The sequence below is a fragment of the Ligilactobacillus murinus DSM 20452 = NBRC 14221 genome (assembly GCF_001591685.1).
Lineage (GTDB): Bacteria > Bacillota > Bacilli > Lactobacillales > Lactobacillaceae > Ligilactobacillus > Ligilactobacillus murinus.
Genome location: NZ_BCVJ01000101.1, coordinates 1 through 2,039, shown reverse-complemented (window position 1 = coordinate 2,039; position 2,039 = coordinate 1). Strand labels below are relative to the sequence as shown.

General features: G+C 36.7%; 2 protein-coding genes. Both read left to right on the top strand.

The genetic code is table 11. The annotated features are described in order from the left end of the window. The first annotated feature begins 165 nt into the window (after window positions 1–165). Entirely contained in the window at window positions 166–1,365 is a 1,200-nt protein-coding gene (gene mobQ / locus LMU01S_RS09905) for a MobQ family relaxase (protein ID WP_056957969.1), read from the top strand. Beyond that, complete coding sequence (locus tag LMU01S_RS09900; protein ID WP_056957972.1) at window positions 1,334–1,954, top strand: hypothetical protein; 621 nt, start codon at window positions 1,334–1,336, stop codon at window positions 1,952–1,954. Before mobQ ends, LMU01S_RS09900 begins: the two co-directional genes overlap by 32 nt. Window positions 1,955–2,039: the final 85 nt, after the last annotated feature.

The following is a 2,039-nucleotide window of genomic DNA, read 5'->3' as shown; positions in this document are numbered from 1 at the left end:
AAAAAAAGTGAAATCAAAAATATTTTGCAATGTATATACATTGCAAAATACTATAATTTCGAGACTAGTGTTCGAAATTATAGTATTACTCAAATCGAGCTATATTTTCCGCTCGATTTGAGTATAAGCTTTTTCCAAAAAGCTTAACAAAAAGGAGGCATCAGCATGGCAATATACCATTTGTCAGTAAAGATAATCAGTCGAGGAAAAGGACAATCAGCGATAGCTTCAGCAGCTTATCGATCGGGAGAACGTTTGTATGATAAGCGCTATGACGAAGTAAAAGACTTCAGTAACAAACACGGGGTCGCATATAGTGAGATACAGCTCCCATCAGAAGCACCGTTGGAATATTTAGACAGGGAAACCCTTTGGAATGCAGTAGAACGCGCGGAGAAGAAGGCTAATGCAAGACTTTCAAGAGAAATAGAAGTAGCACTGCCTAAAGAATTGAGCGTACCCCAGCAAAGATTACTCCTGCATGATTATATTCAAGAAAACTTTGTTTCTGAAGGTATGTGCGCTGACTGGTCCATTCATGACAAACATGACGGAAACCCGCACGCACACATCATGTTAACAGTACGGAGCATAAAGAAAAACGGCTCATGGGCGCCTAAAAGAAAAAGCACTTACAAATTAGACGATCGTGGGGCAAGAATACCAATTATCGATCCTAAGACAGGGAAACAAAAGTTAGGAGCACGGAATGCTAAACAGTGGGAAAGAGAGTCTGTGAGCTATAACGACTGGAATGATAAAAAAAAGGTCGAATTTTGGCGTAAGAATTGGGCTAGATCTTGTAATAAATTCTTAGACAAAGGAAAGCAGATCGATCACAGAAGCTATGAGCGTCAGGGAAAGCTACAGATGCCAACTAAACATGAAGGATATTACGCTCGTAAAATTGAACAACATTCTCCTGGTAAATCAGAGATAATCAGCTATAACAAGCAAGTACGTAAGAGCAATAAATACATAAATTTATTGCTCTTAGAATGGCAAAAAGTTCAAAAGATGATCGTAAAGTTGAAAAAAGAAATAACAAGGCAAAAAAACTTAGAACAGGAGCGTATACATGAGATCCTCAGACATGCTAAACGAGCTATCAGCAACAGTAGAGAAACAAACACAACAGCTGGAAATACAGAACTTACAAATTCAAGAGCAAAAGAAACAGATACAGAAGCTCTTATTCGAGAAACAAGAGCTAAGCAACGAAGTTTTGAGGCTAAACGACAAGCTACAGAAAGTGAGCGAGAAAAACGAGAAGCTAAACAACGCCGATCTGATCTTAATCGAAAACCGAAAGTTAAAAAACCAAATAGATCTATTGAACCAAAAGACTACGGACCAAGTCTCTAAAGCAAATATAGCTATAAAGCAGGCAAAAGAAAAAGAAAAGGATTTGGATCAACTTATCGCTAAAAGAGTCAGAAGTAAAGTTTTAACAGAGATTGGTAAGAAAGAGAGCGCGCTGAATAAGAAAAAAGTAACATTCGAGAAGAATATTAAGATCTTTTCATGGGTCGCTGTTGCAGTGCTTATATTTCTAGCCCTTGTTATTTGGGGAGCATATGATCAAAAGCAGGAAGCTAGAAAAATGTTGGATGAAGGGAACGAACGTATTGCCATAGCAAAGAAGATGGAGAGCAAATCTATATCCAATAGTTCCAGGCAAACGGCTTCGAGTTCTGACTCTACCAATTCAAGTGAAGAAAGTTCCACTTCTGCAAAGTCATACGATCAGTTGAAAGAAGAAGTTGATCAACTATTAGAAGACTCAAGATCTACGAATACACGTGAACAAAATATGTCAGCGCTACAAAGGTATGATAGCGTAAAAAACGATGTAGAGAGTGCTAAAAATAGTATAACATTTAAAGAGTACTATGATTTAAAGCTACAACTGAGGATAACAGAGTCTAATCTAAAATATTTCAAAAATAAATGAGATATTACTTTTAACGAATAGAACTATAGTTTGACGTTTATATAAAAATTGTGTACAATTATTAGTGTAAGTGGTTTCATTATTT